Source organism: Streptomyces sp. NBC_00885, from assembly GCF_045207475.1.
In the GTDB taxonomy this organism is placed as follows: Bacteria; Actinomycetota; Actinomycetes; order Streptomycetales; family Streptomycetaceae; genus Streptomyces.
In genome coordinates this window covers 3,287,933-3,299,912 of record NZ_CP108796.1, presented here as the reverse complement: position 1 = coordinate 3,299,912, position 11,980 = coordinate 3,287,933, and the positions used below count along the sequence as shown (strand labels likewise).

7 protein-coding genes are annotated in these 11,980 nt (G+C 70.9%); 5 read left to right on the top strand and 2 right to left on the bottom strand.

Annotated features, from left to right (window positions below; translation table 11 throughout):
• Window positions 1-35: 35 nt before the first annotated feature.
• From OHA61_RS14580 to OHA61_RS14560, 5 genes are all read left to right on the top strand, one after another.
• On the top strand, window positions 36-2,660 hold the full coding sequence (locus OHA61_RS14580; RefSeq protein WP_406303413.1) for a protein kinase: 2,625 nt from the start codon (window positions 36-38) through the stop codon (window positions 2,658-2,660).
• 90 nt (window positions 2,661-2,750) lie between these two features.
• Window positions 2,751-4,400, top strand: a complete 1,650-nt coding sequence (locus tag OHA61_RS14575; RefSeq protein ID WP_406303412.1) for a serine/threonine-protein kinase — start codon at window positions 2,751-2,753, stop codon at window positions 4,398-4,400.
• Between the two features lie 29 nt (window positions 4,401-4,429).
• Entirely contained in the window at window positions 4,430-6,088 is a 1,659-nt protein-coding gene (locus tag OHA61_RS14570; RefSeq protein ID WP_406303411.1) for a protein kinase domain-containing protein, read from the top strand.
• Between the two features lie 234 nt (window positions 6,089-6,322).
• Entirely contained in the window at window positions 6,323-7,939 is a 1,617-nt protein-coding gene (locus OHA61_RS14565; protein WP_406303410.1) for a succinic semialdehyde dehydrogenase, read from the top strand.
• Between the two features lie 28 nt (window positions 7,940-7,967).
• Complete coding sequence (locus tag OHA61_RS14560; protein WP_406303409.1) at window positions 7,968-9,785, top strand: GMC oxidoreductase; 1,818 nt, start codon at window positions 7,968-7,970, stop codon at window positions 9,783-9,785.
• 71 nt (window positions 9,786-9,856) lie between these two features.
• Here the strand turns inward: OHA61_RS14560 and OHA61_RS14555 are convergent, their stop codons facing one another.
• Both OHA61_RS14555 and OHA61_RS14550 read right to left on the bottom strand, forming a co-directional pair.
• Complete coding sequence (locus OHA61_RS14555) at window positions 9,857-10,837, bottom strand: LPXTG cell wall anchor domain-containing protein (protein WP_406303408.1); 981 nt, start codon at window positions 10,835-10,837, stop codon at window positions 9,857-9,859.
• A gap of 720 nt (window positions 10,838-11,557) precedes the next feature.
• Window positions 11,558-11,854, bottom strand: coding sequence for a chorismate mutase (locus OHA61_RS14550; RefSeq protein ID WP_266486679.1), 297 nt, complete (start codon window positions 11,852-11,854; stop codon window positions 11,558-11,560).
• Window positions 11,855-11,980: the final 126 nt, after the last annotated feature.

Below are 11,980 nucleotides of genomic sequence, written 5' to 3'. Positions count from 1 at the left end.
CGTCCGGGGGACATGCGCGCGCGTGGGGAGGCGACGTGGACGACTATGCGGGAAGGGTGCTCGCCGACCGCTACCGCCTGCCGTTGCCGCCCTCCGACGAGTACGAACTGGTGGAGACCCGCGCGTTCGACACATACAGCGGGCAGGAAGTCCTGGTGCGGCAGGTGCCGTTGCCGGAGGTCGTGGACGCCGAGGTCGTCGAGACGGACGGCCTGGCCGGGGCGGCGGTGCCACGCAGAGCCCAGGGGCGTACGACACGGCGGCCCACGGACCCGGCGGTGCGGCGGGCCATCGAGGCCGCGCAGGCTGCCGCGCAGATTCCCGACCATCCGCGCCTGGACCAGGTCTTCGACGTCTTCGCGGAGGGCGGTTCGCTCTGGATAGTGAGCGAACGGGTCGCCGCGCGGCCGCTCGCGGCGCTTCTGGCGGAGAAGCCGCTCAGCCCCTACCGGGCGGCCGAGGTCGCCTCCGACGTACTGACCGCCCTGCGGGTGTTGCACGCGCACGGCTGGACCCATCGCAACATCACTTCCCGAACGGTCCTCGTCTGCGACGACGGGCGCGTGGTCCTGACCGGACTGGCGTCGGGAGCGGCGGAGGAAGCGTTGTGCGGGTATGCCCCGGTGCCGGGTCCTCCGGACGAGTTGGCAGGGGTTTCGGGGCTGCCAGAGGCGCCCGTGCCGTCGGGGGAACCGGCGTTCCTGGAGGCGGAGACGTACGCCGATCCGGAGGACGCGGACGGGTACGCGGACGAGGTTGAGGACAACAGCGACGGCGAGGACGACGGGCCGTACGGGGCTTCGCCCGGCGCCCGGGTCGCCCTGCCGGGGCCCGGAACCGGCGCGGTGGACGCCCGGGCCGCGAGGGCGGGTGCGATCGCGGCGTACCGCGCGGGTGCACGGGCCGCGGCGCGCGCCGGCGAGGACGAGCGCGATGGCGACCGTCCGGTCCAGGCGGGCTTCGACCCGGACTGGTGGGCCCGGCGTCCGGGCGAGCCGGGCCCGGATCTCGGCATGGACGACGAGACCGACGACGACATCGACGACGAGGAAGACGACGGCGGCTGGTCCGGCACCCCCGGCCGCGTCAGGCTGGCCGGTACCTGGCACGACGGCGCCTTCCCGGCCCAGGACGGCCCGCGCCCCCTCCCGGCAGGCGGCAGCCCGGGCAGCCACAGCACGGGCGGTCCCGCGGCACGCGGCCACAACGACCCGTACGGCACCCGCCCCGCGCTTCCCGGCCCCCGTACCGACAACGTGCCCGCCCCCACCCGTCATGGCGGGACCGCCCAGGACGCGCTGCGCGCCGACGCCCAGCGTGCCGACGTCCAGCGCAGGCCCGTCGTCGCCGAGGTCCAGGCGCCCACCGGGCGCTGGGACGAGATAGTCGCGGGCGGCAGCACACCCGCCTACCGCGGCCCCGCCACACCCCTGGCCGCCGAGCGCGCCCGGCAGGCGCGTATCGCGGTCGTCGGCGCGGTCACCGAGCGATGGGCCCCCGAGCAGGCCGGACCCGTCCATGAGAACTGGCAGTTGGCCGCCCCCGTCGGCCCCGCCACCGACCTCTGGGCGCTGGGCGCCCTACTCTACCGGGCCGTCCAGGGCCACGCCCCGTATCCCGAGGAGAGCGCAGTCGAGCTGGTCCAGCTCGTCTGCTCCGAGCCGCCCGCCTTCGCCGAGGAGTGCGGCCCGCTGCGCCCCGTCGTCGAGTCGCTGCTGCGGCAGGACCCCACGGAGCGCCCGGACTTCGAGGAGCTGCGCGGCTGGCTGCGTTCGCTCGTACGGTCCGCGCCCGAGCCCGAGGCGGGGATGGACGTCGTGCCGGTCCCGTCGGCCGCGGTCGACGGCTCCCGGCTGCCTGTCGTACGCCGCCGGGGCGAGTTGGTGCGCAGACGCCGCGGCTCGGCCGAAGTGGTGCACGGCCGCCATCGCCACAAGAAGTCCAGACGTGAGCGGCGCGGCCCGCGTTCCCTCGGCCGCATCCTCCTGCTGCTGATACTGCTCCTGCTGGTCGCGGCGATCGCGTATGCCGTGGTGTTCATGCCGAAGGCGGACTCGCAGCAGGACCGTTCCCAGGGCACGAACGGCGGGCGTCCGCCGGCGGCCAGTGCGAGCCCGGACCCCGCCACTCCCGGCAACCGGCCGTCGACTCCCGCGACCAGCCCCGGTGCCCAGCAGCCCCAGACCTCCGCACCCGCCGGGAACCTCCCGTACGGCTACGCGTTGCGCAAGGATCCGGAAGGTTTCCAGATAGCCGTCGACAAATCCTGGCAGCGCCGCCCGATCAATGATGTCGGCCAAGTCCGCTACACCGACGGAAATTTCACTCTGATCGTCGTCCCCGGCCGTGACACCGTGAAAGCGAACGGCGACGATCCGCTGACCTATCAGCGTGACAAGGAGCGTGAACTCCAGCCGTGGCGTGACTCGTCCTGGGCCGGGGCGTCCGGGCTGCGCCGTATCGAGGTCGGGCAACAGGTCATGGCCGAAGGGCAGTTCACCTGGCAGGACAGCAACGGCCGTGAGGTGTACGTACGCAATCTCGCCCTCGTCATCGGCGGCGGCTACCACGTCGTCCAGGTGATTGGACCGGAGGACCAGCGCGACAAGGTGACCGAGATCTACCAGGAGGCCACAAAGGCCTATCGGACCACCCGCTAGCATCACGGCCTGGTCACTTGAGGCATCCGGGGTTCCGCGCCCGTACTTCACTTCCGTAACCTGTCATCCCAAGGAAACTGGGCGGGGGACGTGGAACACAGTCAAAGCACGGGCGCGGGTCTGCTGCTCGCCGGACGCTACCGGCTGAGCGAGACCATCGGCAGCGGCGGCATGGGCAAGGTGTGGCGCGCGCACGACGAGGTGCTGCACCGGGTCGTGGCGGTCAAGGAGCTGACCGCCGGGCGGTATGTCTCCGAGGCGGACCGCATCGTTCTGCACGCCCGCACCCAGAAGGAGGCCCGGGCCGCTGCCCGGATCAGCCACCCCGGTGTGGTCACCGTCCACGACGTTCTCGAACACGACGCCCGTCCCTGGATCGTGATGCAGTACGTCGACGGGCCCTCGCTCGCCGATGCGGCCAAGGAGTCCGGACGCATCCCGGCCGCCGAGGCCGCCCGCATCGGGCTGCACGTGCTGCGCGCGCTGGGCGCCGCGCACGCCGCCGGAGTGCTCCACCGGGACGTCAAGCCCGCCAACGTCCTGCTCAACCGCGACGGCAGGGTGCTGATCACCGACTTCGGGATCGCCGCGATCGAGGGCGACTCGACGATCACCCGGACCGGGGAAATCGTGGGGTCCATCGACTACTTGGCCCCGGAGCGGGTACGTGGCGCGGATCCCGGACCCGCCTCCGACCTCTGGTCGCTCGGCGCGACGCTGTACACGGCGGTGGAGGGCGAGTCGCCCTTCCGGCGCTCGTCGCCGCTCGCCAGCATGCAGGCCGTGGTGGGCGAGGAGCCGCGTCATCCCGAATGGGCGGGTCCCCTGGGGCCCGTCATCATGGCGCTGCTGCGCAAGGATCCCGCTGAACGCCCGTCGGCCGCCGAGGCCGAGCAGATGCTGGCGGAAGCGATGGGAGAGCGCCGGGCGGCCCCGCGTACGCCGCAGGTGCCCGCCCAGCGGACGACCGAGCGGCACACCCGGCCCGTGACCACGAACCTTCCGTCGCCGACGCCCCCCGCTCCGGAGCCTGTTCCGAGTCCGGGTCCGGGCACCGGCTCCGGTTCCGGAACAGGCACGACTGCCCAGGCCGCGCCGCCCCTGCGCCGCGGCGGCAGGCTGCGCAGGGCCGCGATCGTCGTGGTGCTCGCTGCGGTTGTCGGTGTCGGCGCGGGACTTGCCGCCATGGAGTACGCGGGCGGCGACAACGATGGCAGAGCGCGTGCGGGCGACCAGACGACCACCAAGCCCGGCCCTTCCTCGGCCAAGCCGGGCCCTTCCTCGGCCGTGCCGGCCGGCTGGCACCGCGAGAACGATCCGGAAGGCTTCAGCCTGCTCGTACCGGACGGCTGGACGCGCCAGACGGACGGCGACCAGGTCGACTACACGCCCGACAACGGCAAGCACCGCATCCGGATCAGCAGTAACGATTCGCCCGAATTCGAGAATCCGTATACGCACTTGCTGGACATGGAGAGGGGTCTGGCGAAACGGCTTCCCCAGTACAAGCGGCTGAAGCTCGGCCAGAACACCTACCGTGACCAGGTGAACTCCGCCTGCTGGGAGTTCACCTGGCACGAGAAGAAGACTTTCCCCGGTCCGCGCCGTGCCATCGATCAGATATACATCGAGGAGGACGGCGCGGAGTACGCGCTCTACATGTCGGGCCCGGCGGACGACTGGGCTACGACACGTCAGCAGTTCGACATCATGCTCCGGGGCTGGCGGCCTCCGGCATGATGGACGCAGGCTGATCGAGGGGGAGTTGCGTGTCCGAGGAAACGCGGCTGATCGCGGGCCGCTACCGGCTTGTGGACCGGCTGGGGCGCGGAGGCATGGGCACCGTGTGGCGTGCGGACGACGAGCTGCTCGGCCGCCGCGTCGCCGTCAAGGAGCTCCATCCGGAGGATGCGAGGGGCGGCCGTTCGGCGTCCCCGTACACGTCCACGGCCGCGCCGCTGCGTGAGGCCCGCGCCGTTGCCAGGGTCAAGCATCCGCATGTGATCGTCGTCCATGACGTGGTCGTCGACGACGGACTCCCGTACATCGTCATGGAACTGGTCGACGGCGGCTCGCTCGCCGAGCGGATCAGCCGCGACGGACCGGTCGATGTGGCCGAGGCGGCGCGGATCGGGCTCGCCCTGCTGGCCGCACTGCGGGCCGCGCACGAACTGGGAGTGCTGCACCGCGACCTGAAGCCCGCCAACGTTCTCATCGAGGAGTCCACCGGGCGGGTCGTCCTCACCGACTTCGGGATCGCGCAGCTTGCCGGGTCCACGACGATCACAGACTCGGGGTCGTTCGTCGGATCGCCCGAGTACACCGCGCCGGAGCGGATGCAGGGGCAGACGGCCGGGCCCGAGTCGGATCTGTGGTCGCTGGGTGTACTGCTCTGCGCGGTGCTGAGTGGTGAATCGCCCTTCCGCCGTGACTCGTTGGGCGGCATCCTGCATGCCGTCGTCGAGGACGAGATCCGCCCGCCCGCCCAGGCTGCGCCGCTGTTGCCGGTCGTGCTGGGGCTTCTCGATCGGGACCTTGAGCGCCGGATCGGCGCGACGGAGGCGGAGGAGCTGCTGCGTACGTACGTCACGACGGGGGCCGTGCCGATGCCTGCCGGACGCGACACCGACACCCGACGGGACACCCGCCCCGACACCCGCCGGGACAGCGTGCCGACGCCGCATGCGCCTGCGCCGCGGCAGCCCGTGGCCCCCGCGGCCCCCGGGACCGAGCGTGCCGGACGTCGGCGTGCGCCGCTGCTGGTCGCGGCGGCGCTCGTCGCCGCGCTGGCCGGAGCGGGAGGGGCGGCAGCGGTCCTGCTCAATGGCGACGGAGGGAGCAGCGCAGATGCGGCTCCGGGCCCTACGGCCGAGAACAGTGCGCCTCCGGTGCGTACGGAGCAGTCACCCGCCGCGAAGGCCAGACCGAACCCCACGGTGACCGTGACCACGTCGCCCGCACCGCCCCCGGCCAAGAAGCCCGTCGCGCCCGAGGGGTATCTCGCGGTCTCCGACCCAGGAGGCTTCGCCCTCGTCGTCCCCGAGGGCTTCACCCGCTCCCAGGACGACAAGCGCGTCTACTACATGGCGCCGGACCAGGACATCAGGATCGGCATCCGGGTGCAGAGCCCGGCCGCCGAAGGGCCGGTCGGATCGATGCGCCGCTCGGACGCGGACGGTCCGAACACCAACCCCGGCTACCGCGACGGCAAGGTCACCGCGACCACGCACAACGGCCTGACCGCCGCGCTCTGGGAGTTCACCTGGAACGGCTTCTCCGAGGCCGAGGGAGACCGGCACACGTTCGACATCTGCTGGGACGAGAACGGCATGATGTACGACGTGTGGGTCTCGGCCCCGGTCGGCAGGGCGGACGAGGCGCGGCGGCACTTCGACACCGCCTTGGACTCCTTCACGCCGGCGGGCTGACGTCAGGCGGGCCACGCTGCTGCGGACCGCCCGGCTCTTCGACCAGGTGGTCGAGCACCTGAAGATCGAGGATCTTCAAGGGCCGGTACAAGAGCTGCTGAAGCCCGGAATACCCGGGACAAGCCCCTGATCAGGGCTTATCTGCCAGTGATCGCTGGCGTGATGGTGAGGGCCTGGTGAAAAGCCGTTACCGACGGGTACCCAAAGTTCCGGATGCGGCTTACTCTCACCCCCATGACGGACTCGCAGGCTCCCGCCGCCGCCCCCGGCACCAATCCGACAGCCGCCGCCCCGGCCGGTGCGCGCACCGCCGCCGACGTGGTCACTCCCGAGGTGGTCGCCCAGCTCACCCGTGGCGTGATCGGCTCCGGCACAACCGCGAACCACACCCCCTTCACCGGGGAGAAGCTGGCGGACCTGCCCGAGTCCACCCCCGACGACGTCGCCGAGGCCTTCGAGCGCGCCCGCGCCGCCCAGCCCGCGTGGGCCGCGACTCCGGCCCGCGCCCGCGCCGCCGTCCTGCTCCGCTTCCACGACCTCGTACTCGAGCGCCAGGCCGAGGTCCTCGACCTCATACAGCTGGAGACCGGCAAGGCCCGCCTCCACGCGCACGAAGAGGTCCAGGCCGTCGCCGTCGCCGCCCGTCACTACGGCCGCAGGGCGCCCGCCTATCTCAAGCCCAAGCGGCACACGGGCGTGGTCCCCGTCCTCACCAAGACCACCGAACTGCGTCAGCCGCGCGGCGTCGTCGGCCAGATCGCGCCCTGGAACTACCCCTTCGAGCTCTCCGTCGGTGACGCGCTCCCCGCGTTCGTCTCCGGCAACGCCGTCGTGATGAAGCCCGACACCGAGACCGCGCTCACCGCGCTGTGGGCCCGCGATCTGCTCATCGAGGCCGGACTGCCCTCCGAGGTCTTCCAGATCGTCATCGGCGAGGGCCCGGTCGTCGGCCCCGAGGTCGTCAAGCACGCGGACTACGTCTCCTTCACCGGCTCCACCCGCACCGGCCGCGAGGTCGCCCAGGGTGCGGCCGCCCGCCTGATCGGCGTCTCCCTCGAACTCGGCGGCAAGAACGCCATGCTGGTGCTGCACGACGCCGACATCGAGAAGGCCGCGGCCGGAGCGATCCGTGCCTGCTTCTCCTCCGCGGGCCAGCTGTGCATCTCCATCGAGCGGCTGTACGTCCACGAGTCGATCGCCGACGCTTTCCTGGAGCGGTTCGCCGCCCGTACGAAGGCCATGCGCCTCGGCAACTCCCTCGCGTACGGAGCCGACATGGGCTCCCTGGTCGGCGAGCGCCAGCTGGAGACCGTCACCCGCCATGTCGAGGAGGCCGTCGCCAAGGGCGCCACACTCGTCGCGGGCGGCGTCGCGCGCCCCGACATCGGCCCGCTGTTCTACGAGCCGACCATCCTGGACGGCGTCGAGTCGCCGATGGCCGTGTGCACCGAGGAGACCTTCGGCCCTGTCGTCTCCATCTACCGCTTCAAGGACGAGGACGAGGTCGTCAAGCAGGCCAACGGCACTCCGTACGGCCTGAATTCGAGCGTCTGGACCAAGGACGGCAAGCGCGGCCACGCCGTCGCCGCGAAGCTGCGCACCGGCACCGTCAACATCAATGAGGGCTACGCCCCCGCGTACGGCAGCGTGCAGTCCCCGATGGGCGGCATGAAGGACTCCGGTCTCAGCCGGCGGCACGGCTCGGAGGGCATCCTCAAGTACACCGAGGCGCAGACCGTCGCCCAGCAGAGACTGATGCCGCTGGGGCCGTCCTTCGGCATGGACGACGAGAAGTACGCCGCGCTCATGAGCCGCAGCCTGAAGGCGATGAAGGCCCTGCGCCTGCGCTGATACAGCCCCTTTCGCACCAAGGAGAGCCATGCCCGAGCTACCCCCTACCCCAAATCCTGCCGGGAATCAGGACGAATCCGAGTACGACTACGACGTCATCGTCGTCGGCTCGGGCTTCGGTGGCTCTGTCTCCGCGCTGCGGCTGACCGAGAAGGGCTACCGGGTCGGCGTCCTGGAGGCGGGCCGCCGCTTCACCCGCGAGACGCTGCCCAAGAACTCCTGGGACCTGCGCAACTATCTGTGGGCCCCGGCGCTCGGCCTCTTCGGCATCCAGCGCATCCATCTGCTCGGCAATGTGATGGTGCTGGCGGGCGCGGGGGTGGGCGGCGGTTCGCTCAACTACGCCAACACCCTCTACGTCCCGCCCGCGGCCTTCTTCGAGGACCCGCAGTGGAAGGACATCACGAACTGGCAGGAGGAGCTCGCTCCGTACTACGACCAGGCCAAGCGGATGCTGGGCGTGCGGCTCAACCCGACGATGACCCCCTCGGACGTCCATCTCAAGGCAACCGCCCAGGCGATGGGCGTCGGCGACAGCTTCCACATGGCCCCGGTCGGCGTCTACTTCGGCGACGGCGAGGACGCCGACGGCACGACGACGGCCAAACCGGGACAGGAGGTCGACGACCCGTACTTCGGCGGAGTGGGTCCCTCCCGCAAGGCGTGCACCGAGTGCGGGGAATGCATGACGGGCTGTCGCCACGGCGCGAAGAACACCCTCAACGAGAACTATCTCTACCTGGCGGAAAAGGCGGGCGCCGTCGTCCACCCGATGACCTCGGTCGTCACCGTCACCGAGGACTCGCGCGGCGGCTTCGCGGTCAGCACCCTGCCCAGCGACAACAAGCGCAAGGGCAAGGGGCGTACGTTCACGGCGCGCCGGGTCGTCATCGCCGCAGGCACGTACGGCACCCAGACCCTCCTGCACCGGATGAAGGACGGCGGCCTGCTGCCGCGGATCTCGCCGCGTCTGGGCGAGCTGACCCGTACCAACTCCGAGGCGCTGGTCGGCGCACTGACCGACAACCGCCGCTACCGCAAGAAGCACGGAGCGGAGAAGGTCGACTTCACCCGGGGCGTCGCCATCACGTCCTCGATCCACCCCGACGAGAACACGCACATCGAGCCGGTGCGCTACGGCAGGGGCTCGAACGCGATGGGCAGCCTCACGATCCTCCAGGTCCCCTACAGCGCCCACTCCCGGGTCGCGGCATGGTTCGGCAACATGGCCAGGCACCCCTGGCTCGCGGTCCGTTCGCTCTCCAGCCGCCGCTGGTCGGAGCGGGCCATCATCGGTCTGGTCATGCAGTCGCTGGACAACTCCCTGACGACGTACCGCAAGCCGAAAGGCATCGGCAAGGGCCTGCTCACCGCCCGCCAGGGCCACGGCGCCCCCAACCCCAACCAGATCCCGGAAGCCACCCGCGCCGCGTCGCTCCTCGCCGAGGAGATCAACGGCTACCCGGGCTCCAACATCGGCGAACTGATGGGCACCCCGCTGACGGCCCACTTCCTGGGCGGCTGCCCGATCGGCGCCTCCGGCGAGGAGGGCGTCATCGACCCGTACCACCGGCTGTGGGGCCACCCGGGCATCTCGGTCGTGGACGGCGCGGCGGTCTCGGCGAACCTGGGCGTGAACCCGTCGCTGACGATCACGGCACAGGCGGAGCGGGCGATGTCGCTCTGGCCCAACTACGGCGAGGAGGACACCCGCCCGCAGCAGGGCGCGGCGTACGAACGCCTCCCGGCGGTGGCTCCGAAGTCACCGGCTGTGCCGGATTCGGCGTTCGGCGCGCTGAGGCTGCCGTTCCTGGGAATGCCGGCGGTCCCGCCGAAGAAGTCCTGACCCTTTCGGACATACGAAGGCCGCTGCACCCCCCTCCGAGTGCAGCGGCCTTCTGGCTCTGGGGCCGGGTGTTACGCGGTGGCGTCACCGCTGCGGCGGCGCTTCATCGCGAAGACGACACCGGCACCGGCGACGACGGCGATGCCACCGGCGATCCCGACGGTCGGCAGCATGGAGCTGGAACCGGTCGACGCGAGGTTGCCGGTGACGGGGAGCTCCTTGGCCCCACCCTGCGGCTTGACGTCGCCTTCCGGCTTCTGCCCGTTCGGCTTCGAGTCGTCGACGTCACCGGGGTTGCTACCGGCCTTGACGATCGCGAACGGGTAGACGTCGCCGTTGTCGTAGCACTTGAACGAGTCGTCGTCGGCGCCGTTGTCATAGGTGCCGGCGGCGATCGCGAGGCCATCGCCCGCGGGGGCGGCCTTGTCGATCTTGACGCGGAGGTCGATCGTGACCTTCTGCCCGGCGTCGAGCGGGAACTCGCCGAAGAAGATGCCGTTGTTGAAACCGGAGCCGGCGAGGTCATTGACCCACTTGCCGGACTCGGGGTCCTTGTACTCGAAGTGCGCGTACTTCCTGACGAGCTTGTCGTCGGGGTTCTCGAGACCGTCCGCGTACGTGGCGACGGTGTAGACGAGCAGGCTCTCGATGTCGTTCTTGCCCGTGTTCTTCACGTTGTACGTGAAGTTCTTCCAGCCGCTGCCCGCGACGATCTTGTTCGGGAAGCCACCGAGGGAGACCTGGATGGAGCCCTCTTCGCACTCGAAGTCGTCGTCCTCGCCCGGCTCGCTCGCCGTGGCACTCGGCGTCGCGGCCGACGAGCTGGACGACGTGCTCGGAGCGGCTGCCGGGGTGCTGCTCTGGTCCGCGGCCGGCGTGGTCGCCGTGGCCGAGGGGGTGCTGCTGACCGTCTCCGAAGGGGAGGCGCTGGCCGTCTCGGACGGGGAGCTGCTCGCCGTCTCGGTCGGCGTCGGCGACGGGTCCGCGAACGCGGCCGGAGCCGACAGGAACGCGGCGGGTGCTATGACAGCGGTCGCTGCAGCGACGGCCATAGCGCGGCGAAGCATCATTAAGACCTCAGTGAAGTCCGGGCGTACCGCTGTGACACGGCACGGAGTCTGATGGGCCTACCGAGGTGGGGGTACATAGGTGAGGCCGTTGTTTCGCATGCTTGACCGGCCAGTGGCCGAAAAGGTTGCCCTCGGACTGACAGAAACTTTATGTGCCCCCCGTCACATGCCATTTGAGCGTGCGGAAACGGCCAAGGGCCCCGCGGATGCACCACCGCAGGGCCCTTGGGGGTCAGCACCGACGTCAGGGCAGCGCCGGTGCCGAGGCGCGGCACCGGGGGGTAGCGCCGCGTGGGGAAGGTCGCCGCCCCGGCGCGCAGAGGGCGCGCGGGTGGTATCGACCTTTGGCAGTTGTTTCGCGCAGAGGGGGACGCGCTTCTCTTGCATCGTGCTGGACGGGCCGCGGCGTGCGCAACCGTTTGGACCGGATGCGGTCGGCCCCGGGCGTCCCCGGAGCCGACCGCCCTTGGGGTGACCGGGCTGCTGTCCCCTGCCGACCGGTCACGCACGCCGGGGCGAGGTCCCACGACGTACCCGCGGTACGTCACACGCCCCAGCGAAGCCACGCGTGGTTTCCTGCGAAGCCCGCCCCTGGCTGGCGCGGACATCGGTACCAACGAAGCCCCGCCGGGCGCGGTCACGCTCCGTACGGGTGAGGCTGGGCCCGAACTCAGCTGCGGCTCCGCACGCGTCGGCGCGGCCTCAGATGCGCCCCCGGCACAGCTCCAGGAGCGTCATCGCGAGTGCCGTTCCGGGCTTTCCGAGCGCGTCGCGGAAATGGCTGAGAACCTCCATTTCCCGCGAGAGATTCACGCGGCGGCCGCCGGAGGAGATCCGGGCCTCCTGGATGACGGCCGAGACCGCCATCCGTTCCTGTACGAGGCCGATGATCCGGTCGTCGAGTGCGTCGATGCGCTCGCGGGCGCCGGTGATGAGATCCGCGGCCTCTTCGGTGCGGGCGCCGGTCTGCTCGGTCACGGTCTGCTCGGTGACGGTCATGGTGGGGCTCCTTTGTGCGAGGCCCCGGATCGGCACGGCCCGGAAATGACAGAACGCCCCGGGCCTTGTCGGCCCGGGGCGCCTGGGAAGTTGCTTGTCAGTGGCTCAAGCAGCACGACCATGGCA